Source organism: Tahibacter aquaticus, assembly GCF_004363655.1.
In the GTDB taxonomy this organism is placed as follows: domain Bacteria; phylum Pseudomonadota; class Gammaproteobacteria; order Xanthomonadales; family Rhodanobacteraceae; genus Tahibacter; species Tahibacter aquaticus.
Genome location: NZ_SNZH01000008.1, coordinates 35,368 through 60,082, shown reverse-complemented (window position 1 = coordinate 60,082; position 24,715 = coordinate 35,368). Strand labels below are relative to the sequence as shown.

At 66.4% G+C, this 24,715-nt stretch carries 16 protein-coding genes; 8 read left to right on the top strand and 8 right to left on the bottom strand.

Going from position 1 to position 24,715, the window contains the following annotated elements:
• Positions 1 to 24: 24 nt before the first annotated feature.
• The 8 genes from DFR29_RS14185 to DFR29_RS14155 all read right to left on the bottom strand — a co-directional run bounded on the left by DFR29_RS14185 (position 25) and on the right by DFR29_RS14155 (position 10,613).
• Positions 25 to 1,512, bottom strand: a complete 1,488-nt coding sequence (locus DFR29_RS14185; protein ID WP_133819278.1) for a serine hydrolase domain-containing protein — start codon at positions 1,510 to 1,512, stop codon at positions 25 to 27.
• A gap of 9 nt (positions 1,513 to 1,521) precedes the next feature.
• Positions 1,522 to 2,565: a GlxA family transcriptional regulator gene (locus tag DFR29_RS14180; RefSeq protein WP_208113597.1), complete on the bottom strand. Its 1,044-nt coding sequence runs from the start codon at positions 2,563 to 2,565 to the stop codon at positions 1,522 to 1,524.
• A 166-nt stretch (positions 2,566 to 2,731) separates the two neighbouring features.
• Positions 2,732 to 3,373, bottom strand: coding sequence for a hypothetical protein (locus DFR29_RS14175; protein WP_133819277.1), 642 nt, complete (start codon positions 3,371 to 3,373; stop codon positions 2,732 to 2,734).
• Between the two features lie 137 nt (positions 3,374 to 3,510).
• Entirely contained in the window at positions 3,511 to 5,424 is a 1,914-nt protein-coding gene (locus DFR29_RS14170) for a tetratricopeptide repeat protein (RefSeq protein WP_133819276.1), read from the bottom strand.
• 4 nt (positions 5,425 to 5,428) lie between these two features.
• The gene (locus DFR29_RS14165; RefSeq protein WP_133819275.1) at positions 5,429 to 6,634 is read right to left on the bottom strand and encodes a zinc metalloprotease; all 1,206 of its coding nucleotides are present in this window, start codon (positions 6,632 to 6,634) and stop codon (positions 5,429 to 5,431) included.
• Between the two features lie 65 nt (positions 6,635 to 6,699).
• Positions 6,700 to 6,831 carry a hypothetical protein gene (locus tag DFR29_RS30330; protein ID WP_279571519.1) on the bottom strand — a complete coding sequence of 44 codons (132 nt, stop codon included), beginning with the start codon at positions 6,829 to 6,831 and terminating at the stop codon, positions 6,700 to 6,702.
• Positions 6,832 to 7,194: 363 nt separating this feature from the next.
• Positions 7,195 to 9,507, bottom strand: coding sequence for an NADP-dependent malic enzyme (locus tag DFR29_RS14160; protein ID WP_133819274.1), 2,313 nt, complete (start codon positions 9,505 to 9,507; stop codon positions 7,195 to 7,197).
• 272 nt (positions 9,508 to 9,779) lie between these two features.
• Complete coding sequence (locus DFR29_RS14155) at positions 9,780 to 10,613, bottom strand: hypothetical protein (protein ID WP_133819273.1); 834 nt, start codon at positions 10,611 to 10,613, stop codon at positions 9,780 to 9,782.
• A 346-nt stretch (positions 10,614 to 10,959) separates the two neighbouring features.
• Here DFR29_RS14155 and DFR29_RS14150 point away from each other — a divergent pair, with 346 nt between their 5' ends.
• The 8 genes from DFR29_RS14150 (at position 10,960) to DFR29_RS14115 (ending at position 24,459) form a co-directional block, all read left to right on the top strand.
• The gene (locus DFR29_RS14150) at positions 10,960 to 11,826 is read left to right on the top strand and encodes an HpcH/HpaI aldolase/citrate lyase family protein (RefSeq protein WP_133819272.1); all 867 of its coding nucleotides are present in this window, start codon (positions 10,960 to 10,962) and stop codon (positions 11,824 to 11,826) included.
• Positions 11,823 to 14,216, top strand: coding sequence for a sodium:solute symporter (locus DFR29_RS14145; RefSeq protein WP_133819271.1), 2,394 nt, complete (start codon positions 11,823 to 11,825; stop codon positions 14,214 to 14,216). The genes DFR29_RS14150 and DFR29_RS14145 overlap by 4 nt, the downstream gene beginning before the upstream one ends.
• A 72-nt stretch (positions 14,217 to 14,288) precedes the next feature.
• Entirely contained in the window at positions 14,289 to 15,176 is an 888-nt protein-coding gene (locus tag DFR29_RS14140; protein WP_133819270.1) for a LysR family transcriptional regulator, read from the top strand.
• A 178-nt stretch (positions 15,177 to 15,354) separates the two neighbouring features.
• A complete protein-coding gene (locus DFR29_RS14135) occupies positions 15,355 to 17,697 on the top strand; it encodes a TonB-dependent receptor (protein WP_133819269.1) in 2,343 nt (780 codons plus the stop codon).
• A 155-nt stretch (positions 17,698 to 17,852) separates the two neighbouring features.
• Complete coding sequence (locus DFR29_RS14130) at positions 17,853 to 19,004, top strand: serine hydrolase domain-containing protein (protein WP_166654086.1); 1,152 nt, start codon at positions 17,853 to 17,855, stop codon at positions 19,002 to 19,004.
• Between the two features lie 112 nt (positions 19,005 to 19,116).
• On the top strand, positions 19,117 to 21,288 hold the full coding sequence (locus DFR29_RS14125) for an SUMF1/EgtB/PvdO family nonheme iron enzyme (protein ID WP_133819267.1): 2,172 nt from the start codon (positions 19,117 to 19,119) through the stop codon (positions 21,286 to 21,288).
• Positions 21,285 to 23,111 carry a glycoside hydrolase family 127 protein gene (locus tag DFR29_RS14120; RefSeq protein ID WP_133819266.1) on the top strand — a complete coding sequence of 609 codons (1,827 nt, stop codon included), beginning with the start codon at positions 21,285 to 21,287 and terminating at the stop codon, positions 23,109 to 23,111. The genes DFR29_RS14125 and DFR29_RS14120 overlap by 4 nt, the downstream gene beginning before the upstream one ends.
• A 136-nt stretch (positions 23,112 to 23,247) precedes the next feature.
• Positions 23,248 to 24,459: a CaiB/BaiF CoA transferase family protein gene (locus tag DFR29_RS14115; RefSeq protein ID WP_133819265.1), complete on the top strand. Its 1,212-nt coding sequence runs from the start codon at positions 23,248 to 23,250 to the stop codon at positions 24,457 to 24,459.
• The last annotated feature ends 256 nt before the right edge of the window (positions 24,460 to 24,715 follow it).

Sequence of the window (24,715 nt, the reverse complement as noted above, 5' to 3'; positions counted from 1 at the left end):
AACAACTAGCCAATTGCGCAAACACTACTTCTCCCGTTCCACACGCAGATAGAACGGCAGCAGATACTCCAGCCGCTGCGGCGACGCATACGCCACCATGCCGCCGTTGATCCGCTTGCCGTCCCGGATCAGCTTGAGCAACAGCAGCGGACTTGCGGCCTGCGCCTGCTCAGCCACCGGCAGCCTGCCCGGTATCGCGCCGATGAACGAGTCGCGATAAACCAGGCCGCCGGTCTCGGCCTGCGTCTGCGCGCCCGCCTTGCCATAGCTGACCTGCACCTTGCCATCGGCCTTGAATTCCAGCGTGCACGGCAGTTCATAGCCCTCGACCAGGACATGTCCGCTCCAGCGCCCGAGGAATTCCGCCTGCGCCGCATACGGCTGGTAGTTCGCCACGGCGTCCAGCGGCAGCGGCCGATAGTCCGGCTGCACCACCTGCAGCAGTTCGTTGGCGATGGCCTGGGTAATCGCATTCGCCTCGCTGCGATTGGCCAGCACCGCGACGGCGATCCGCTGGTCCGGCAGCAGCTTGAGAATGCTGCTCGCTCCCGGCATGCCGCCTTCGTGCCACAGCACGCGGTAGCCGTTGTCGTCGGGCCGCACATACCAGCCCAGGCCGTAGTACGACTTGCCGTAGTAATGATGGAACGCCCGCGGCTGTGCCTGGCGCTGCATGCGCGCGACGGTGGCCGGTTTGAGCAGGCCCGGCGCCACGACAGCCGGATCGAGATGGAACAGCCCGAAACGCGCCAGGTCGTGCGCACTGGAGTGGATGTTGCCTGCACCCAGCGTGTCGTTGTGCAGCGGCGGCAGCACTTCGTTGTCCACGCCGTAGTTCACCGCCACGGCCCGCGTACCCGGTGTATCGACGAAGGAGTCGGCCATCTGCAGCGGCGCAAACAGCTGCTGCGCAAGAAAGGCCTCGAACGTTTCGCCACTGCGGCGCTGTATCACTTCGCCGATCAGGCCGTAGCCGAGGTTGGAATATTCCGACACCGTGCCGGGCTTCTGCACCAGTACGCCGTAGCGCCGGAAAACCGCCACCATGTCGGGCGCCGCCGCAATCGCGTCGCCGTAGTGAATCTGCGCATACGTGCCCAGCCCCGAGGTATGGCTGAGCAGCTGTTCCAGGTTCACCGCAGCACCGCGGCCGGCACCGTCACGGAATTTCAGCGGCGCAAGATACTTCTGCACTGGTGCTGACAAATCCACTTTGCGTTTTTCGGCCAGCAGCATCAGCGCCGTCGCCGTGACCGGCTTGGACGCCGATGCCAGCGCATAGGCGGTATGCGGCGTCGCGGCAACCTGTGCGGCCTGGTCGGCAAAGCCGAAGGCCGCCTCGTAGACGATCTTGCCGTCCACGGCCAGCGCAAAGGCCAGCGACGGCACCTTGCCCGCGGCGATCGCCTGTTGCGCGTGCTGTTCCACGGCGCCGAAATCGGGCGCCGCCTGGGCGAACACGCACATGCTGCCTGACAGCAGGGCGAGGACAATCAAGCATCGGCTGAACACGAGGTGCTCCTAAGTCGAAGACGCGGCGAGTGCCGCGCCGAAACGCGCGCGATACGTCGCCGGGTTGACGCCGACGCGCCGCTCGAACGCACGGCGGAACACATCGGCACTGCGAAAACCCACTGCGGCGGCAACGCGCGCAATGCTGGCGCGGCTTTCGCTCAGACGCTGGCGCGCCTGTTCCACACGCAACTTTTCCACATACGCCGCCGGGGCCAGGCCGAAGGCCTGCTGGAAGCGCCGGCTGAGCTGGCGCGGACTCACGCAGGCGCGCTGCGCCAGTCGGGGCAGGGACAGGTCCTGTGCCAGATTGGCCAGCATCCAGGCACTCAGTTCGCCCAGGCGGTCGCCGGCCTGGGTCTGGAAAGCAAGCGAATCGGAATACTGTTTCTGCCCGCCGTCGCGCTTGAACGGCACTACCAGTTCCCGTGCCACGGCCAGTGCCAGCGCAGAGCCGTGGTCCTCGGCCAGCAGGGCCAGGGCCAGGTCGATGCCGGCGCTGATGCCGGCCGAGGTATAGCAGCGGCCCTGGTGCAGGAAGATCGCATCGGCATCGACCTGCAAGGCCGGATAGCGCTGCGCCAGCTTCTGCGCATGGCGCCAGTGCGTGCTGACGCGGCAACCGTCGAGCAGGCCGGCCTCGGCCAGTGCATAGGCGCCGGTGCAGACCGAGGCGATGCGGCGCACACGCCCCTGTTGCTGCAGCCAGGCAGCCAGGCGCCGCAGCGTGGCCGGCTCGCGGATGCCATGACCGCCCGGCATCAGCACGGTATCCAGCGGCGGTGACGCAGCCAGCCGCACATCGGCCTTGACCGCCACGCCGGACTCGGCCCGATAGACGCGCACGGCCGGGCCGAGAATCACCGCTTCGTAAAGCGGCCTGGCACGGCGGGCAGCCTGTTCCTGCGCCAGGTCATTGGCCGCGGCAAACACTTCCAGCGGGCCGGTCAGATCCAGCGCGTTGAAATTCTCGAAGACGACGAAACCGATGCGGCGGGTGCGCGTAGACGTGGCCATGACGGCAGCATGCACCAGGCCGCCCATGACCGCCATGCCATCGATCCGACGATTTCGGACAGGCGGGAACCGCGCGACCAACACGTTGATGGCGATGGTGCAAGCCACTCACACAATTTCTGTCGCCTACGCATGCCGCCGTGTATTGCAAGGGCGAGGCGTCATCGCGACTACTCGGCGCTTGGGTGTGCCGTCGCGGACGTCAATCGATGTCGAAGGACTGCAATGTCACCGGCGTTGTACCTACGCGCAGCGGGATGTCCTTGCGATCAATCTCTACTACGCCAGCCTGGCCTTGCGGATGAACGAAACGCCCACTCAATGTGACGACGAGCAGGTCACCGCCTTCGTAGCCTGCAACAGGTGTAGAGATCAGCCCATCCAGCGCCACTCGCACGCCGCTACTTGAACCCTCGAACTCAAATGCGGCCGAACCGTTCGGCCCGATAAAGCTGACACCGGCCGTGTTGACTACCGTTAAGGTTCCGTGCGTGACGCCGACACTGAGGCGCTGTCGATCAGCATAATCAGGACTGGAAAAATCGCCCAGATCAGGAAAACTGATGGAGTTCGCCCCCGTGAAAGTCAGTGTCTGGTCTACGGATGTCGCAATCGTTCCTGGCGGTACAGAAAGCACCGTTGGCAGCAGCCGGATATTCCGCGCGCCTTGCCCCAGAGTGTTGCCGTCATCGTACGGCAGCGTGCCGCAGCAGCCAGCATATCGCCCCCATCCCAGCTTCGGCGCGCTCACCCAATCGTTGGCCGCGGCGAACACTTCCAGCCGGCCGGTCAGTCCCAGCGCGTTGAATGCTCGAATACGATGAACCGATGCGGCCTGGTGCACGTGGCCATGGCCACGTGCACCAGGCCGCGCATGGCCGCCATCTCATCGATCCGATGGTTTCCGAAAGGCGCTGGTTCTGCTTCGCCGCCGCGACGAGGCTCGGCCTGGCCGTTGCCCGCAGCGTCGTCGCGACCGACTCAGGCAGCCGCCGCCTGCAAATGCAAAGCGTAGTCGCGGTCGCGCTGCGCCTCCTCGTGCCGCTGCAGCGAAGCCAGCGCGATCGCGCGGTTTTCGTACAGGTCGGGCAGGCTCGGCGCGCGCTGCACCGCTTCGTCCAGATCGTGCAGGGACTCGGTCACGCGACCGGCCTCGTATAGCAGCACGGCGCGGTTGGACCAGAGCTGGGCATCGGCCGGATCGCGCGTCAGGGCAATGCCGTAGTCGGCCAATGCCGCATCGACCTGGCCGAGCTGCGCATGGGCTTCGGCACGGCCTATGCGCGCCAGCGCCGCGGCCGGCTCTATGTCCAGCGCGTGGCTGTACGCCTCGACGGCCGCTGTCGCATTGCCCATGCGCCGGTAGGCCTGGCCGAGGTTGGTCCACACCTCGAAATACGGTGCGCTCAGGCGGATGGCCTCGTGGAAATCGCGTACCGCCTCGTCGAGCCGGCCGACTTTCAGATACACGCCGCCGCGCTCGTTGTAGTACTCGGAATAGCGCGGGTCCAGCTCCATCGCCTGGCTGTAGTAGGCAATCGCCTCGTCGTAGGCGCGTGTTGCCGAATACACCTGTGCAATGTTGTATAGAAGAACAGAGCGGTGCAGGCGGTACTCGCTCGCACCCAGGTGTTTTTCCAGCCGCTCGTAGCCTTCGCGGCACAGTTCCGCCGCCTCGGCGATACGCCCCTGCTGGAAGCGGATGAAAGCCACGCCGTTGAGATTGAACACGGCGAGGTAGTGCTTCTCCGCCTCAGGCAAGGTGACTACGTCGATCAGCGCCATCGACTTGTGCAGGTATTCCTCGGCCAGGGCGAAATCGCGCCGGGGCAGGAAGCGGCAATACAGCATGGCCATGGTGTAGTAGATGCTGATCAGATCATTCGGCTCGCTGATCTTGGCCATGGCCTCGTCGCGCACCACGGCCAGCGCATCTTCCGGGCGGCCGAGGGCCGCATAGGCATTGAACAGGCCCGAGACAATGTTCCAGCGGCCAAAGCGGCGCTCGCCCTGGTCGATCTCGTCCAGGTCGGCCAGGATCGGTTCGCCGAAGAACAGCGCGTCCTCGTACAGGCCGTAATGGTTGTACAGCGCCAGCGTGGCCGAGCGCCAGCGCTGGGCCTGGGCATGCTCGCCCAGGCTGTCGAGCAGATCGATCAGGCGCGGCAGCAGATTGTCGGCGCGGCCCATGGCGCGGTTGACCTGTTCTTCCAGTGCCTGCGCCTGTGCGCGCAAGGCTGCCATGTCCGGCGCGGCGCTACCGGGCGCAAGCGCCGCCTCGATGTGCTGCAGCGTGCCGGCGTCGAATTTCGCGGCGACGTCGAGGGCATTCGCCGGCGCGACCGCGACCACCAGGTCCAGCGGCAGTGCGGCCAGGCGCCGCCGAACCAGATCGTGGAAGAAGCGCCGCATCAGCAGACTGGTTTCGTCGAAATGATGCAGCACCAGCACCTGGCGCCGGCCGGCCTGGGGCAGCCATTCGTCCAGCAGTTCGATCAGGCCGTGCAGCAGGCGATAGGCGCGATCGACCGGATAGCTGCGCACGCGCTCCTTTACCGGCGAGGCGTCGGTCAGGCTGGCCTCGCTCAAGGGAAAGCGCGAGCGCAGCGACGGCACGGCCTGGGCCAGTTCGTAGCGATGCCGCTGCAGCAGGTCTGGCGCGGCCGCGTCGATCTGCGGCAGCAGCGCCTGCAGATAGTCGGCCAGTCCGGCCCAGGGACCGCCCAGGCGCAGGCGACAGTCCAGATGATGCACCGCCGCCGCTGGCGCGGCCTGGGCGACGGCAGCGCGCAGCCAGCTATCGCGCGCATCGCCGGCAGCGGCGGCTGCAATCGTCAGCGTGCCTGGGCCCGTGGCAGGCAGGGTCAGTTCGGGCAGGGCGAAGCGTGCAGACATCGGCTTATCCTTTGCGCAGCATCAGTTGGCGCACCCACATCGCCAGGCCGGCGAGCAGCAAGGTGCTGAACAGCAGGCCGGCCAGCAGCGCACTGGCGCTGGAGCCCTGGCTGCCGGCAGGTGCCGTGGTCGATTCGAACAACAACAGCAGGTAGCTCAGCAGCAGGGGCAGCTGCACGAACAACAGCATGCTAAGGGCCACGCTGCGGCCGAGCAGCCAGATCGCCGCATAGCCGGGCAGCATGCGCCGCTCGTGTGCGGGCAGGCCAGCCTGGTCCACTTTTTCCGCCCTGCCCCGCAGCCGCGCCCAGCGGTTGCGCAGCCAGTCTTCCGTGTCCTGCATCAGGCGCTTGCAGCCGAGCAGGTTGGAGAATGCATAGTAGAAATCGGTACGAACGAAAAAGTAGCACTGCCAGATGATGCGCACGATGTAGAGAAACAGCAGCGCCGAGAGGATGTTCCGCGTCAAGGCCGGCAGCGGCCAGGCATAGTGCGCGGCGGCGGCCAGCAGCAGCACGATCAGCGCCGCCGAAACCAGATCGACCAGCGGCCCGGCCAGTATCGGCAGGTAGCGGCGATTGCGCGGCAGCGCCCAGATGCCGTTCATTTCCGTATACCAGACCACGAACCAGAGCTGGTTGCCGATGCTGAAGCGGCAGGACACGCCGGCCGCGCGCGCCGCCGTGAGATGGCCCATTTCGTGGAGAAAGGTGGACGCCATGCCCAGCAGCATCAGGCCCAGCACCTGGCTGGCTGTGTCCTGGGGGAAATAGAACGCGCGCCAGCCCGGCAACAGCGCGGGCTGCCACAGCAGCACCAGCAGGGCCGCGGCGACAGTCAGCGCCATCAGGCCCAGCGTGTAGCGGTTCCAGACCAGCCGCGCGACCGGCGGCGTGATCCATTCGAAGTGATAGCGCTTCGCCGGCTTTGCCGGTGCGGCATCGGCAACGCCTGCCGCAGCGGGATCAGCCAGGATGCCGTGGGCAGTCAGCACCTGCACCAGGTCGTCGAGATCCGGCGTCTCGCCGTGCTTTTGCAGATAGTCCCGGCGCACTTGTTCCGGACCGTGACCGGCCTCGAACGCGCGCAGGATTTCCACCACCTCGGCCGGTACCGACAGGAACGAACCGCGCGCGACCGAGCCGATGATGAAATCGTCGCCGTCCGGCTGGACGGAATACGCAAGCACTTGCGGCGCCGAATCCTGCATGGACATATCCGTTGGCGGAACCACGAAAAGAGGACGGGCAAGCCCGTCCTCCGCATCGCACGACCTCAGAAACCGTCGCCGGGTACCTGCGGGCCTTCGATGATGTCGCAGTACCAATCCGGGAAGCACATACGGCATTCGTACATCGCGGACGTAGTCTTGACGGTTTCGACTTCGCGAACGACAAACTTTTTCATGCGTTGTCCCCATTGGGTTAATGCTGTTTGTATAAACAGCAACTAAACACTCTACATAATTTTTCCATATCATCAAGACTGGAGATCATTGGCGGACATGAAATTTCTACGATCCGTCGCCGCGGACAGCGCCCCGGCCTGAAGAACCTTCGCCAAGTCGATGTTATTTAATGACAAGTAGATTTAGCGACAGTTGCCGCACGGTGCCGTATACGGCCGGGCACGACCCTGGGCATGGGCGGGCTGTGGCCAGCCGGACGGCGAGCCGGTGCGCACCGCGACGCGGCAGGCAACAAAAAGCCGGCGCGGGGCCGGCTCGGTGTGCTGTCCGGGGCGGCCGCCGCCGCCACGTTTTGCCGGGGCTCAGCCCTGCGCCGCGGCAGCGCCCGGGAAACGGCCCTGGCCGCGGATCTGCGCTTCCACGGTCGCGATCGCGGTCATGTTGACCACGCGCCGCACAGTCGCCGACGGGGTCAGCACATGCGCCGGTTTGGCCACGCCCATCAGGATAGGACCCAGCACCACGCCGTCGGTCATCGCGCGCAGCATGTTGAAGCTGATGTTGGCCGAGTCAAGGTTGGGAAATACGAACACATTGGCACTACCGGCCAACTTGGAATTGGGGAAAAGACGCTCGCGGATCTCGGGAATCAGCGCCGCATCGGCCTGCATCTCGCCTTCCACTTCCAGCTTGGGCGCGCGCTCGCGCAGGATCTGCAGCACCTTGCGCATCTTGCACGAGCTGGGCGATTCGGAACTGCCGAAATTGCTGTGCGACAGCAGCGCAATCTTCGGGTGGATGCCGAACAGCTTGAGGCGGATCGCCGCCTGCAAGGTGGCCTCGGCGATTTCCTCGGCGCAGGGATCGTGCTGTACGTGCGTGTCGAGAAAGAAGAACACGCCTTTGTCGTTGAACACCGCCGACATGGCCGAGGGCTGCTGCACTCCCTGGTCCAGGCCGATGATGTCGCGCAGGTAGGTCAGCTTCTTGGCGTAGCGGCCGACCACGCCGCAGATCAGCGCATCGGCTTCGCCGCGCTCGACCATCAGCGACGCGATCACGGTGGAGCGCGAGCGCACCACGGCTTTCGCCAGCGCCGGCGAAACGCCACGGCGTTCCATGATGCGGTGGTAGTGCTGCCAGTAGTCGTTGAAACGCGGATCGTCGTTGATATTGCACATCTCGAAATCCACGCCCGGCTGCAGGCGCAGGCCGATGCGCTGGATGCGCTTCTCGATCACGTCCGGGCGGCCGATCAGGATGGGGCGGCAGAAGCCCTCGTCGACGACGACCTGTATCGCCCGCAGCACGGTTTCTTCCTCGCCTTCGGCGTAGACCACGCGCTTGGGATCGGACTTGGCCCGGTCGAACACCGGCTTCATGATCAGGCCAGTGCGGAACACGAAGCTGGTCAGTTTCTCGCGGTACGCATTCAGGTCGGCGATGGGCCGCGTGGCCACGCCGGAAATCGTCGCCGCATTCGCCACGGCCGGGGCGAGTTCCACCAGCAGGCGCGGATCGAACGGCTGCGGAATCAGGTAATCCGGCCCGAACGACAGCGGCTTGCCGCCGTAGGCGCGCGCCGCCACGTCGCTGACCTCGCGCCGCGCCAGCGCGGCGATGGAATGCACGCAGGCGACCTTCATCGCTTCGTTGATCGTGGTAGCACCCACGTCCAGCGCACCGCGGAAGATATACGGGAAGCACAGCGCGTTGTTCACCTGGTTCGGATAGTCCGAACGCCCGGTCGCGATGATGGCGTCTGGCCGCACCGCCTTGGCGTGTTCCGGCAGGATTTCCGGATTCGGATTGGCCAGCGCCAGGATGATGGGCCGGCTGCCCATGGTGGCGACCATCTCGGGCTTGAGCACGCCGCCAGCGGACAGGCCGAGGAAAATGTCCGCACCGACGACGATCTCCGCCAGCGTGCGCGCCGCGGTATCTCGGGCATAGCGCGACTTGTCGTCGTCCATGTCCTCGGTGCGGCCGGTGAACACCACGCCGAAACGGTCGGCCACGGTGATGTTCTCGGGCTTCACGCCCAGCTGCACCAGCATGTCCAGGCAGGCGATGCCGGCGGCGCCGGCGCCGGAAGCGGCCAGCTTGACCTTGCCGATATCCTTGCCGACCACTTTCAGCGCATTGATCACGGCCGAGCCGACGATGATCGCGGTGCCGTGCTGGTCATCGTGGAAAACCGGTATTTTTACCCTTTCGCGCAATTTGCGCTCGACCGTGAAGCACTCCGGCGCCTTGATATCTTCGAGGTTGATGCCGCCGAAGGTGGGCTCAAGGCTGGCGATGATGTCGACCAGCTTGTCCGGGTCGAGTTCGTTGATCTCGATGTCGAACACGTCGATGCCGGCGAACTTCTGGAACAGCACGCCCTTGCCTTCCATCACCGGCTTGGCCGCCAGCGGACCGATTGGCCCCAGGCCCAGTACCGCAGTGCCGTTGGTGATCACCGCGACCAGGTTGCCGCGGGCAGTGACGGTGGAAACCTCGCGCGGGTCTTCGACGATGGCCTCGCAGGCCGCCGCTACGCCGGGCGAATAGGCCAGCGCCAGATCGCGCTGGGTCAGCATCGGTTTGGTCGCGACTACCTTGATCTTGCCCGGCGGCGACGCACGGTGATATTCGAGAGCGGCTTTCTTCAGTTCGTCAGCGTTGGACATGGTGACCATAGGGTGATGTGCGCCGGAAACGCTTGCTGCGCAAGGAAAAAATGCGGGCGGCGAATATACCACAGGGCTCACGGCGGGCTTTGCTGCAAAGCGGCGCAGCGACGGCGGCAACGGTCAAGCGCAAGTGCCGCGGCGCAACAACGATGGCCGGGCTGTACGAGAGCCGCGCGCAGCGAAGGTGGACGCGATGCGGGGCATCGAGGGACGCCGGCAACGGCACGACGCCGCGCAGCACGGAGCCGGCGCGCCACATCGCATGCACGTCAATACGGCGCCACCAACCGCTCGAACTTCATTGCATTGAAATCGTGCAGCAGCGTGTCCGCGCCGGGCTCTCCCTCGGTGTCGATGCGCGTCGTTCCGAGTATTCCGTTCGCCGCCCACACCAGTCGGCCACGGTCCACATCGGCCCACTCCCACGCGTCCTTCGCGATCGTCGTGCCCTCGCGCCTATCGACCAGCGCATGCGTGTCGAAATAGCAGCCGCGACCGGCGTGACGCGCCGGACCCGCATGCGCGTACTTGCGCAGCAGCCAGCGGTCCGAAATCGGCTTGTCGAACGGCAGTACACCGCCACCGCTGCCGTCGCCATAAGCAACGCCGGCGATCCAGCCGTCGCGGGCCAGCCGCTCGTAGTAGATGCCGGGACATTCGCCGGGCTGGCGCTGCCAGTCTGCGTCGTCGACACGGCGCAGACTGGCGTCCTGCCACTGCAGCGCATGCGCATACAGGCCTTCGTTGAGCCGATAGCTGTGGTTGTAGCGGAACAGTCCGCCGCCGTTCCAGCAATCGCCCTTGGCGAACAGCGTGATCGCCTTCAGATACGGCGCGCGCGAAATCGCCGTCCAGGAACCTTTCACGCTCGACGCCCACTTGCCGTTCATCGCGAAATAGAGGAAGTGCTCGCCGTCGGGCGAAAGATCGCAGCGCCGCTCGTAGATGCGGCCACGCAGCCACTGGCCCAGGCTGAAGGTGTCGGTTTCGCGATTCCAGCCGATCACGGCGGTGTGCTTGCTCGGTCCGCGGCGAATGACCACCGCGTGCGGCGCGTCGCGGGCGAGCAGTACATGCAGGCGCGCGGGGGTAGCGCTATCCATGACTTATACCTCGACTGGGACCACCTTCTTGCCGCGCGGCTTTCCGGCGCAAGCCGGAAACTCCACCGACAACAGAGATTTTTGTCAATTGCTACTTTGCGGAATATTTTCCGTTACCGTTCGACCGGCGGCAGCAATCCTGCCAGCAACCAGGGGCGGCGGAATCAAACAGCCGCCGATTCTAGTGCCGGCAACGAAACAGAAGCACTGAGCCGTCGCTGCAGCGCATCCGCTTCGCTGCACCGCAACACCTCAATCGCAAAAAAATCTATCGTCTGAAACCCGCTGCCCGCGCGTTTTCCCGCGCGGCGATTGCCCGACACTGCGCGCATCGAGGAAACCCTGCATGCGTAGCAAACTGTTTGTCCCGGGCAGCCGTCCGGAACTCTTCGCCAAGGCACTGGCCGGCGAGGCAGATGCGATCTCGTTCGACCTGGAAGATGCCGTGCCCGCCGACGGCAAGGCGGCCGCACGCGAGGCCGTGGCCGCGTTTCTGCGCAGTGCCGCGGCGCGGGACAGCGGAAAACTGCTGATCGTGCGCATCAATGCGGCGGACTCGGTGCATTTCGCCGATGATCTGGCCGCCATCGCCAATGCAGGCGCCGACATGATCAATTTGCCCAAGGCCGAATCGGCGCAGGCGGTACGCGATGCCGTCGCGGCCCTGGAGGCGGCCGAGGCCAGGCACGGCGTGACCGCAACGGCAGCCCTGCTGCTGAATATCGAAACGCCGCGCGGACTGCGCGAGGCTGCGGCGATTGCCGCGGCGCATCACCGCGTGGCGGGCCTGCAGCTCGGCCTGGGCGATCTGTTCGAGCCGCCCGGCATTGCCCGGCGCGACAATGCCAACGTGCACGCGGCCATGTTCGGCATGCGCATGGCCGCGGCGGAAGCCGGCGTGTTCGCCTGCGATGCGGCCTTCGCCGATCTGCGCGACAGCGACGGCTACCGCGCCGAAGCCGAGATGGCACGGCGCCTGGGCTATTGCGGCAAGACCTGCATCCACCCCAGCCAGGTCGCCCTGGCCAACGACGTATTCCGCGCCAGCCCGGCGGAACTGGCCGCCGCGCAACGCATCGTCGCCGCAGCAGACGACGCCGCCCGGCGCGGTGCCGGCGCCTTCGTCGTCGACGGACGCATGGTCGATGCACCGTTCCTGCGCCGCGCCCAGGGCATCGTTGCCGCGGCGCAGCGCGAACGGAGCACAGCGTGAGGGGTATCCCTGCAACGCTGACGCGGGCTGCATTCGCCGTCTTGCTCGCCTTCGCGGCGTTCGCCGCCACCGCGGAAAGTCTGGTCAGCGTCGATGCGGGCTCGCTGCCGGCACTGCCGGCGCAATCGCGACAACTGGTGTCGATCGACGGCAGCCTGCTCGCGTTTGCCGACGACGGCACCTGGCTGCTCGCGCCGGATGCCGCGCACTGGAGCAAGGCCGCGTGGTCACCGCCAGCGCCAGTGCGAGGCATGGCAAGCGACGGCCGCCAGACCTATCTGTTCGCCGGCCGCGAGGCAACCCAACAGGTAATTGAACTGACCCTGGCCGGCGCGCAGGTCGGCAGCAACGAACTGCCGCGGCTGCCGCTGGCGCTCAGCGATGCGCAGGGCGCGGCGATTGGTGGCTATCTGTATGTAGCCGGCATCAGCGATGCCGTGCCGCAGCTCTGGCGCATCGCCGTGCCGCTGCCGGCCGATGCGCAGTGGCAGACCGCGGCGGTCTGGTCGCAGGCGGGCACACCCGTCGCGCTGATCGCCCAGGCCGGCGCGCTGTACGCCGTGCTGCGCACTGCGTCGGGCGCCGACCAGCTGTTGCGCTGGAATGCCGAAAGCGGCTGGATCGAAAAACCGCCATTGCCCGGCCGCATCGTGGCGGGATCGGCGCGCGCGCTGGGCCAGGCGCATCTGCTGTTCCTGGTCGAGTCCGGGCAGCCCGCAGGCCCGCAACTGATGAGCTATCACACCATCACTTCAGCCTGGGCGGCCTTGCCGCAAACCGCGACCGCCGGCGCAATTGCCGCCACGCGCTGGAACAACGGCATTGCCTGGCAGCTCGACACCGGCGCAGGCCGCAGCACATTCGCCTATGCGCAGCCGCAGTCGGGCAAGCTGCTGCTGCGCTGGCTGGACTGGATCGTCATCGTCGTCTATCTCGCCGCGATGGTCGGCATGGGCCTGTATTTCTACCTGCGCGAGAAACGCAACTCGACCTCGGACTTCTTCGTCGGCGGGCGCAAGATTCCCTTCTGGGCCGCCGGGCTGAGCCTGTACGCCGCGAACACCAGTTCGATCAGTTTCATCGCCATTCCCGCCAAGTCCTTCGAGACCAACTGGCAGTACCTGACCAACAACCTCATCGCCGTGCTGGGCCTGGTATTCGTCGGCGTGTACATCGTGCCGCTGCTGCGCCGGCTCGACCTGATGTCGGTGTTCTCGTATCTGGAAACGCGCTTCCACCCGGCGATACGCATGTTCGCCAGCGCGCTGTGCATCGTCATGCAGATCGGCAGCCGCATGAGCGTGATCCTGTTCCTGCCCGCGCTGGCCATCGCCACGATCACCGGCATCGACGTGGTCTGGAGCGTGCTGATCATGGGCGGCTTCACCATCGTCTACACCGCGATGGGCGGCATGAAGGCGGTGATCTGGACCGACGTGGTACAGGTCATCGTCAAGATGGGCGGTGCGGTCTTCGCCATCGGTTTCATCATCTGGCATCTCAAGGGCGGCTTCGGCGAATTCGCCGCCATCGCCGCGGCGGACGACAAGACGCATCTGCTCGATTTCAGTTTCGACCTGACCAAGGCCACGGTCTGGGGCTTCATCTTCCTGGTCGTATTCGACGTGGTGCTGACGTTTCCCAAAGACCAGGTGCTGATGCAGCGCACGCTGTCGACCAAGTCGGACAAGGAAGCCGGCCGCTCGATCTGGGCGTTTGCCGCGATCATGATTCCCGGCGGCATCATCTTCTATTCCATCGGCACGGCGTTGTTCGCCTACTACAAGACGCATCCGGAACGGCTGGACCCGCTGCTGCCCATCGACGCGACGTTTCCGTTGTTCATCGCCGCCGAACTGCCCATGGGCGTGACCGGCATGATCATCGCCGGCATCTTCGCCGCCGCCATGGCTACGCTGTCATCGATCATGAACAGCGTGGCGACGCTGGCCTCGGTCGATTTCTACGAGAAGCTGGCGAAAAACCCGACGCCGAAGAAAAGCGTGCTGTTCGCCGAAATCGCCACCGTGGCGACGGGCCTGGTCGGTATCGCCGTTGCGCTGGTGCTGTCGCGTTTCGACATCCGCTCGCTGTTCGATGTGTCGATCGAACTGGCCGGGCTGCTCGGCGGCGGCTTCGCCGGTGCGTATACCCTGGGCATGTTCACGCGCCGCGCCAATTCGCCCGGCGTCGCCATCGGCGTCGCCGCCAGCATCGCGCTGACCCTGGTCGCCTGGTGGATGCGCCTGGTGCATCCGTATTTCTACCTGGCGATCTCGATCATGCTGTGCATCGTGATCGGCTACATCGCCAGCCTGTTTTTTCCAGCGCCGGCGCGCTCGCTCGATGGCCTGACTATCTATCGCGACGTCCCCCGCAACAATTCCTGACGTTGCCGGCGGCACTGCACGCTCCGGCGCGGCGCCGCCGTGGTGTAGCCTCGGCCTCGCAGTGGAGGCACCGTGGATAGCGAGTTCCTGAAAACCTATGTAGCAGTCGCCGACCATGGCTCCATGGCAGCGGCGGCACGCCTGCTCAACATCACGCCGGCAGCGGTTGCGCAGCAGATACGCACACTGGAGCGCGAGATCGGTACCAGCCTGATTGCGCGCGTCGGCCGCACCGTCAGCGTGACCGAGGCCGGCGCGCGCATGCTGCAGCGCTCGCGCGACCTGTTGCGCGATATCGGCGAATTGCGCGCGGTGGCCAACGACGAGTCGATCGCCGGCGAACTGCGCCTGGGCGCCTGTCCAACCGCGATGTCGGGCATGCTGCCGGACATCCTCGCGCTGCTCGTGGAAACTTTTCCACACCTGAAAGTGTTCATCCAGCCGGGCTATTCGGCCGACCTCTACCGCGCCGTGGAAAACGCCGAACTCGACGCGGCCATCGTGCTGCAGGCGCCTTACGTCCTGCCCAAGACCTGCGACTGGCAACTGCTGCGCGAAGAACCGCTGATCGTCATCGCGCCGGAAAACGCCGCCAGTCACGATCCGCACGAACTGCTCGCCACCCAGCCGCTGATCCGCTACGACCGCAATCAATGGGGCGGGCGCCTGGCCGACGAATACCTGCGCATGGCGCAGATCGTGCCGCACGAGCGCTTCGAACTGAATGCGCTGCACGCCATTGCGGTGATGGTCGACCGCGGACTCGGCGTATCGCTGGTGCCCGACTGGGCACGCCCCTGGCCCGCAGGCCTGCGCCTGCTGCGCCTGCCGGTGCCTATCGCGTTCGATTCGCGCCGCATCGGTGCGGTCTGGTCGCGTTCGACGATCCGCCTGCGCCTGGTGCGCGTATTCCTGCAGCAGGCTCGCGTTGCAATGCAGCGACAAGCAATAAATTCTTGAGCCTGAACATAGACCCCGGCCATGGGATTCCGTCCCGCCCCCGCACAGACTGCCATCCGCCCGGCAGCCGCCGGTCCGGTCGCGTCGGCCGCGCAGCAAACAGCTTCGTTTGCTGCAGGCCGGCGTCCGGCGCAGACAAGCTGCCGCGCCGCGCCGTCAGAATTTCGGGGGGATATGCATGAAAACACCAGTACGTGTAAGCCGTGCCTGTCTGGCGCTGGCCATCGCCGTCGCCTGCAATGCCTGGGCCGAGGACGCTGCCACGGCCGACACCGCTGCCGACACCAGCGCCGCTAACGCCAGCGCTGCGCAGGACACCGCGGCGGATGACAGCAGCGCGGCAAAAAAGAAAAACCCGAACCGCGCCGATGCGCAGAAACTCGATACGGTCACCGTCACCACCGGCACGCGCAGCGCCAAGGCTGTCGACAAGATTCCCGGCGCGATCACCGTCGTCACGCCGATCGAAATCCAGCGCACGCTGACCCAGACCGACGACGCGACCGCCGTGCTCGCGCGCACCGTGCCGGGCTATGCCGAGTCGTCGCAGGCGCTGAGCAATTCCGGCGAAACGCTGCGCGGCCGCGTCGCGCTGCGCCTGTTCGACGGTGTGCCACAGGGCTCGCCGCTGCGTGACGGCAGCCGCAACGCGACGTTCACCGACATGGGCATCGTCGGCCGCATCGAAGTGATCAACGGTCCGTCGGCCTCCGAAGGCGTCGGCGCCTCGGGCGGCATCATCAACTACCTGTCGGCGACGCCGACGCAGGAAGGCAACGAATTCCGCCTGCTCACGCGCTACTCCACGCAGTTCGAAGACGACAGTGGCGGCTGGAAAGTCGGCCTCAATTTCAAGCACAAGCAGGACGACTACGACTTCGTCGCCGGCGCATCGATCATCGACCGCGGCATGGGCTACGACGCCGACGGCGTGCGCCTGGGCATGAACACGAGCGGCTCGACCAACGACTCGGTCGCGAAAAACCTGTTCTTCAAGGGCGGCTACAATTTCGGCGAAGGCGGCGAGAAACGCCTGCAGGCAACCTACAGCCATTTCGAACTCAGAGGCAACGGCAACTACATCCAGGTCGACGGCTGCCGCTATGACGCGGAATCCTGTCCGAACCCGCGGCCGAATACGTCAGAGCGCGGGCATATCTTCGGCACCAAGGCCGAGTTCAACGATTTTCAGCAGTTCAACCTGCAGTACAGCGACGCGAATCTGTTCGGCGGCACCTTCTCGGCCAACGCCTACTGGGCCGACCAGGCGATGCGCTATCCGCCGGAAAACGGCTCGGACCGCCAGGACCCGCTGATTCCGCCGAACGGCCCCGATGGCCTGATCTGGGACCAGTCGGAAATCAATTCCGACAAGGTCGGCCTGCGTACCGGCTGGACACGCGCGGATCTGTTCAACGTCGCAGGGCTGGAACTGCGTACCGGCATCGACTGGGTGCGCGACAAGGCCGACCAGCGCCTCGCGCTGACCCAGCGCCTGTGGGTGCCGCCGATGGAGTACACCAGTGTCGCGCCGTATGTGCAGATGTCCTATGACATCGGCCAGTTCACCTTCAGCGGCGGCGTGCGCCGCGAAGACGGCAAGCTAAACGTGGAGGACTACACCACGACCTGGTTCCGCGGCCGGCGCAATGTCACCGGCGGCGAACTCGAATACGGCGAGACACTGAAGAACATCGGCGGCATCTGGCGCTTTGCCGATGGCTGGTCGGCGTTTGCGGCCTACGGCGAAGGCTTCGGCCTGCCCAACGTCGGCATTCCGCTGCGCAACATCTCCTGCCCCGTCTCGCCCGGCAACGGCTGCCCCGACGCACCGCCCGTCACCGTCGGCGACCTGTTCGACCTGCAGCCCGTCGTCGTCGACAACCGCGAGTTCGGCCTGAACTGGCAGGGCGAGAGCACGTATTTCAGCATGTCGCGCTACGACTCGCGTTCGGCCTTCGGCACGTCGTTCGCGATCGACCCGGCGACGAACGACTACGTGCTGTTCCGCGCACCGACGCGCATCAAGGGCTGGGAACTGACAGCAGACTGGAACCTCAGCGACGCCTGGAAACTGTCCGGCCTGTACTCGCACATCCGCGGCAACACCTCATTCTGGAGCGCCGATCCGGCCGGCCGCTTCGGTGCCGGTGGCCTCAACAAACCGATGGGTGCACTCGACGTCAATCCGGACAAGATCGGCCTGTCGCTGCGCTGGAAGTTTGCACCCGACGGCGACATCACGCTCGGCTCCACGACCCTGCTGTCGCGCGATCTTTCCGGCAGCGACACGCGTGCGTTCGATGCTGCGACCTACCGCTATGTGGAACACACCGACGGCTATACGCTGTTCGACCTCAGCGCGAACTACCGCACCGAACGTTACGGCCGCTTCTCGATCGGCGTGGAAAACCTGACCAACAAGCAGTACACCCTGTCCTGGTCGCAGGTGCCCGGCTTCCGCAATTACTGGGCCGGCCGCGGCCGCCTGTTCTCGCTGACCCACGAGTTGACGTGGTAGGTCGCCTGCGCACGTTTGCGTGGCTCGCCGTCCTTGCGGCGGCGAGCGCGCACGCAGGGCAGACCCCATCGTTGCCGGCAGCCGACATCGAAGGCGGGAATCGCGCGAAACCCGCCACCGGCAGGCGACCGGAACCCACGGTCGAGGGCTTTTCCGTGCAGCGCCTGCAACGCATCGATGCGTTCCTGAGCGAAGCGACGCGCCCCGGCGCCTATCTCGGCGCCGTCGCGCTGGTCGCGCGACACGGCAAGGTCGTGCACTACCGGGCCTACGGCCACCGCGATCTCGCCCGCACGCAGCCGATGCGCACCGATGCCATCTTCCGCATCTATTCCATGAGCAAAACCATCGCGAGCGTCGCCGTGCTGCTGCTGCTCGAAGAGGGCCGGCTCAGCCTCGACGACCCGATCGGCAATTACCTGCCCGCGTTCGCCGATGTACAGGTGTATACCGGCGGCACGCCCGCAGCGCCGCAACTGCGCCAGCCTGCGCGGCCGATCACAATCCGGCACTTGCTGACCCATACCGCGGGCTTCGCGACCGTCTCCGGCGAAACCGCGACGAGCCTGCTCGAACAGGCGAACCTGCGCGAGGCGGCGAGCCTGAGCGACTACGCCGAGCGCGCCGCTCGCGCGCCGCTCGGCGCCGATCCCGGCACGCGTTTCCGCTACGACGGCGTCAACACGGACATCGCGGGCCGTCTCGTCGAAGTCGTATCCGGGCAGCCGTACGCGCAGTTCCTGCGCGAGCGCGTGTTCGTGCCGCTGCAGATGCGCGACACTGGCTTCGCTGTCGATGCCGCTGCGCGCGGACGCGTGCCCGACTTCGTGTCGTCCGACGACAGCGGCCACCTCGTGCCCGCCGACCAGATCAGCGCGCGCGAACCCGGCGCACGCCTGACGCCGTACGACAGCGGCGCCGGCGGTTTGTATTCGACTGCGCAGGACTACTGGCGCTTTTCCCAGATGCTGCTCGAACGCGGCACACCGCTGCTCGGCCGCAAGACGGTCGAGCTGATGCTGCACGACCACCTCACACAACCCGGCCTGTCCGTGACCGGCCTGCCCGACGGCGAAGGCTTCGGCCTCGGCGGCTCGGTACTGCTCGACGCGGCAAAGCGCGGCCGGCTCGGCACGAACGGCCAGTTCGGCTGGTCCGGCGCGTCATCGACGTACTACACCGTCGACCCGGCGGAAGACCTGGTCGCGATCCTGCTGCTGCAATACCTGCCGCGCGGCGGCGCGCACGATCTGCCGAAGCTGCAGCACCGCTACTACAATCTTGTCTATCAGGCACTGGTGCCGTGAGTCGCGACGCCTGCGCTCCGGTCGCGCGCATCGCGCCAGCAGCGCGCAGCGCAAACACCCCGTCATCGCCACGCTTGCCGCCCTGTGCGGCAGCGCCTGAGAATCGTCCCTCATGAACTGTTCCGACCTGTCGCCCTACGACCTGCCCGACCAGCCGGTCCGCACCGAGTACAAGTTTTCACATGTACTGACACAGCGCTATCTGCCCACGCCGGGCAAGGCGCCGGGCTGGCCCTTCGCCGACATAGGCCAGTGGAAGATGGACGTGGACGGCAGCGCGGACGACTGGGTCCGCGAGCTGGTGGCCTGGCGCCGCGAACACCTGATCCGCATCGGCTACGACGACGCGATGTACCGGCGCGACGACCTGGCCTGGTCGCAGCGCAATCTCGTGCAGGCGCAGATGATGGTGGAAGACCGCTATTTCTACGACCCCGTCGCCGGCTGCTATACCGTCGACCGCTATCTCGACGACGTCGAGGCGCGCTACGGTGGCCTCGACAGCGTGCTGGTCTGGCCGGTCTATCCGAACATCGGTATCGACGAGCGCAACCAGTTCGACCTGGCCCGCAGCCTGCCCGGCGGCCTGGAAGGCCTGCGCGGCGCGGTCGCCGATTTCCATCGCCGCGGCGTCAAGGTCTTCCTGCCGACCATGCCCTGGGACAACGGCACGCGGCCCGAAGGCCAGCCCGACTGGGAAGCCATCGCCGATATCCTCGTCGCCATCGGCGCCGACGGCATCAACGGCGATACCTACAACGGCGTGCCGCGCGCGTTCGTCGATGCCTGCGCCCGGCGCGGCATTGGCGTGGTGGTACAGCCCGAATCCACCATCAGCGCCGAGGAACAGCTCAACTGGAACCTGCAGAGCTGGGGCAAGAAGGCGCCGCTGGAATTCATTCCCTCGGTGGCGAAGTTCAAGTGGCTGGAACCGCGCCACATGATCAACTACGAAAACCGCTGGGGCCGCGAACGCAACCACGATCTGCAGCACATCTTCTTCAACGGCATCGGCTACAACGCCTGGGAAAACATCTGGGGCATCTGGAACGGCCTGACCCCGCGCGATGCCGCCAGCCTGCAGCGCATCATGACCGTCAGCCGCGCCTGCGCCGCGCTGCTGGTCAGCGCGCACTGGCGTCCGTATGTGCGTACCGTGCACAACGGCGTGTTCGCCAGCCGTTTCCCGGGCGATGATCGCGCATTGTGGACACTGATCAATCGCAACGAATATACCGTCGACGGCGAGCAGATCGCCGTAGGCCACGTGGACGGCCGGCGCTATTTCGATCTCTGGCACGGCCTCGAACTGCAGCCGCGCCTGGACGGCAGCCGCGCCGTGCTGGCGTTTGCGCTGGAGGCGCGCGGCTTCGGCGCTGTGCTCACGCTGGAGCCCAATGTCGACGCAGCCGCGCTCGCGCCGCTGCTGGCACGCATGCGCGAATTCGCCCTGACGCCGCTGCAGTCGCTGAGCGACCGCTGGCAGCCCTTGCCGCAGCACTGCGTTGCCGTGGAAGCCACAGCGGCGGCCACGCAGGCGCCGCCGGACATGATCGAGATTCCCGCCGGCGAGTTCGATTTCGCGGTCGGCGGTATCGAGGTGGAGGGGCAGAACTGGGCCGGCCTCGATGTGCAATATGCCTGGGAATCCACGCCGCGGCGGTATCACCGGCGCCGCCTCGCGCTGCCGCGCTTTTTCATCGACCGCACGCCGGTGACCAACGCCGCGTTCCATGCGTTCCTGCAGGCCAGCGCCTATCGTCCGGCCGATGCACAGCGCTTTCTGCAGCACTGGATCGACGGTGCGCCACCGCCCGGCTGGGACAACAAGCCCGTCACCTGGGTGTCGCTGGAAGACGCCCGCGCCTACGCGCGCTGGGCCGGCAAGCGCCTGCCGCGGGAATGGGAATGGCAGTACGCCGCCCAGGGCAGCGACGGCCGCAGTTATCCCTGGGGCAATGCCTGGGACGAGACGTGCGTGCCGCCACGCAACCGCGGCCGTTACCTGACGGCACCGGCCGACGTCGATGCGTATCCGCAGGCGGCCAGTCCGTTCGGCCTGCTCGACCTGGTCGGCAACGTCTGGCAGTGGACCGACGAATACCACGACGAGCACACCCGCGCCGCGGTGCTGCGCGGCGGCAGTGCCTACCAGCCGCAGACTTCGCACTGGTACTTCCCACAGGCACTGCGGCTGGACCAGCACGGCAAGTACCTGCTCATGGCACCGGGCCGGGACCGCAGCGGCATGATCGGTTTCCGCTGCGTGGCCGACGCCGCATGAGCCAGCACGCAACGGTGCAAACCCGCGTCGGCGGACTGCTGGGCGCTGCGCTGGAGGCCAATCTGCGCGGCCGCCTGAGCCATTTCATCGCCGGCCCCGACAGTCCGGCCATCGTCCTGTTCGGCGCGGCGCATCGCGAAAACAACCACGAAGGCGACTGGTACGGCGAGCACGCCGGCAAATGGCTGTATGCCGCGGCCAAGGCCTGCGCGCGCTCGAACGACGCGGTGCTGCAGACAGCATTGCGCCGCGTGGCCGACTATCTGCTGGCACAGCAGCAGCCTGACGGCTACCTCGGCACCTATGCCGCCGCGCGCCGCTTCATGCAGCCGCAGCCGCCCAAGCCGCCGAGCTGGGATGGCGCGCCCAGCCTGCGCACCTGGGATGTCTGGGTACATGCGTACCTGATACTCGGCCTGGTCGAAACGCATCGCGTACTCGGCGGCGAAACCTATCTGGCCGCGGCGCAGCGCATCGGCGACCTGTGCATCGCCACCTTCGGCCCGGGCGGGCTGGATATCTGCGAGCTGGGCAATCACCATGGCCTGTCGGCCACGGTGCTGATGGACGCGGCGATGACCCTGCATGCGCACAGCGGCGACGCGCGCTATCGCGCGCTGGCCGAACGCGTGCTGGAGCAGGCCGATGCGAATCCGGCGCTGGCCCTGCTCCGCAAAGCCCTGGCCGGTGCCGACGCGGCGGAAATCGCCACCGGCAAGGCCTACCAGCTGCTGTGGAACTTGGTCGGCCTGACCAAGCTGAGCCAGGCCAGCGGCCGGGACGACTGGCGCGAAGCGGTGGAGCGGCTCTGGCACAGCGTGCAGACGCATCACCTGAGCCTGGGCGGCGGCCCCTGGGGCGGCGTCGCGCACCGCTCGCGCGAGGTGTTCAACGCACCGGGTGCCTTCAGTCCGCAGGGCTATGTGGAAACCTGCTCTACCCTGGCCTGGCTGCAGCTCAACCGCGAACTGCTGCTGGCGTCCGACCAGCCACGCCATGCCGACGAGATCGAACGCACGGCCTATAACGACCTGCTCGCGGCGCAGGCACCCGACGGGGAAAATTGGTGTTATTACATTTTCCCCAATGGTAAACGTATTCACACCACGTACTGGCGCTGCTGCAAATCCAGCGGCGCCATGGCGCTGGAGGAACTGCCGGCGCTGTTCTGCCGCGTCGACGCGCACGGCCAGGTCACGCTGGATCTCTACGGCGCCAGCACCAGCCAGGTCTGCTTCGCCGACGGCGGCCGCCTGGAACTGCGCCAGACCACGCGCTATCCGTACACCGGCACGATAGGTGTGCAGATCACCATCGACATGCCGCGCGCCTTCACCTTGCGCCTGCGCATTCCAGCCTGGGCCGAGGCAGCGCAGGCCAGCGTCAACAACCGTCCGGTCGACCACGTGCAAGCCGGTGCTTACCTGAGCATCGCGCGGGAATGGCAGACCGGCGACGTCGTCGTGCTGCAATTGCCGCTGCAGCCGCGGCTGCAGATACGGCGCAACCGCAATGTGCAGGAATCGCGTGCACCCGACGGCAGCCTGGTGCAGCAGGAGGTACTGGACGACGCCTACGTCGCCGTCACGCGCGGCCCGCTGGCCTTTGCCACCGGCCTGATCGACGGCTACAAGACCCAGGAAACCGTGCACCTGCCCGCCGACGCCGGGGCGGCGCTGCAGGAACTCGACTGGACCGATGTACCCGTGCTCGAACTCGCCCCGGCCGGGCGCGCACCGCTGCTGTTCCAGCCGTATTTCCTCAGTGGCGGCCGCAGCGACGGCAGCTGGCGCATCACTTGGCTGTCCCTCGCCGGCGCGTGAATATACGCCTCTCCCAAGTTTTTCTACGGCATGAAACTAGGCCACTGCGCTGTGTCGCCCGCGCGACCCGGCGCAGACTCGCTACCGCCTCACTCGCCTGCGCACTGCCGCATGCAGGAACCCACGGACAGTAGCCATGCCAAAGGATGCCAGCCCCTTCGACCACGCCGCGCGCAGCGGCCCGCCCGGACCGCTCAGCGGCGTGCGCGTACTCGATCTGAGCGCCTATATCGCCGGTCCCTATGGCTGCACCCTGCTGGCCGACCAAGGCGCCGACGTGATCAAGGTCGAGCCGCCCGATGGCGACAACCTGCGCAAATACCCTTCCACGCTGGAAGCGGAAAGCCGCGCCTTTCTCGGCGTCAACCGCAGCAAGCGCGGCGTGGTGCTGGACCTGAAAACCCCGCAGGGACTGGCCGCCCTGCTGCGCCTGGTGCGAGAGGCCGACGTACTTGTACACAATTTTCGCCCCAGCGTGCCGCGCCGCCTCGGCATCGACGCCGAACGACTGGCCCTGCTCAACCCGCGCCTGATCTACTGCGCCGTCACCGGCTACGGCGAGCGCGGCCCACTCAAGGACAAGGCCGGCTACGACCAGGTGCTGCAAAGCCTGACCGGCATCTGCGTGTTGCAGGGCCGCCGCGGCGGCACGCCGGAAGTGGTCTACGGCTCGGTGGTCGACTACTACGCCGCGGCCCTGGTCGCCAGCGGCGTGGCCTCGGCGCTGTACGAACGCGAGCGCAGCGGCTGCGGCCAGGTGGTCGGCGTATCGCTGCTGCGCAGTGCGCTGACCATGCAGTCGGCACGGCTGATCTGGGCCGAGGGCGAACCGCTGGACGTGGGCCGCGACATGCATTCGGGCGGCGTGACCGGCATCCACCCCGCACGTGAAGGGCATTTGTACCTTTCTGCCAATACACCGCATTTCTGGAAAGCGCTGTGCGCCAAGACCGGCCTGGCCGGCCTGGCCGCCGACACGCGCTACGACAGCGTGCGCAAGCGCGCCCAGCGTGCGGCGGAAATCGTGCCGCAGCTGCGCTCGGCGCTGCTGGCCAGGACAGCACTGGAATGGGAAGCCGAATTCGGCGACGACGTGCCCTGCGCCGCCGCGCGCCGGGTCGAGGACATGTTCGACCACCCGCAGGTGCAGGCCGAGGACATGATCGCGACCGTCGCGCATCCGGTCGTCGGCAGCTACCGCGGCCTGACCCGCCCGCTCACCTTCAGCCGCACGCCAGGCCCGGAGCCGTTCGCCGCGCCGACGCTGGGCCAGCACAACGCGGCGATCGACGAGTCCTCGCAGCAATTCGCGCCGGCCGCAGGTATTGCAACAGATGCTGAAACCTAGGCCGGGGTAAGCCCCACGCACACCCCCGACATCGCGGTATTCCACCCGGCGAAAAACCCCTGGCGAAGCCACCTTTCGGCACTTCGTTCAAAGTATACGTATAAAACAATAAAATTAGTTTCAATGCGGCAAGAGGCGAACATTGCCCGGGCATGGGTTGTTTGCGGGTGGCAGGCCGCGATGTCGGGGGTGTGCGTGGGGCTTACCCCAACCTACGCTACGGCGAGGGCCGGAGACTCCCAGCCGCCGTACTCGC